Annotated in this window: 1 protein-coding gene; it reads right to left on the reverse strand. The window is 45.8% G+C overall.

The genetic code is table 11. From position 1 onward, the window contains the following. A partial coding sequence (locus ACXAG7_RS20170) for a hypothetical protein (RefSeq protein WP_476667959.1) occupies positions 1-249 on the reverse strand: 249 nt, incomplete at both ends.

Below are 249 nucleotides of genomic sequence, written 5' to 3' on the forward strand. Positions count from 1 at the left end.
TACTTACTGTTTGTGATGCATAGTAGGTTCCTGTGCTCAATGCTGTTGTTCCTGCTAAGGCAGTTCCTCCTGTTGACGCTGCATACCATTGAATTCCTGTTCCTGTAGCTACTAAGTCGGCTACTGTTGGGCTATCGGTACTACAGAATGCTTGTGCACTTGCTGTTGGTGCGGTTGGGGTGGTATTTACGGTTACACTTACTGAGGTTCTACTACTCTCACAGCTACTTACTGTTTGTGATGCATAGT

This window comes from Tenacibaculum sp. AWR4_210 (assembly GCF_056160945.1).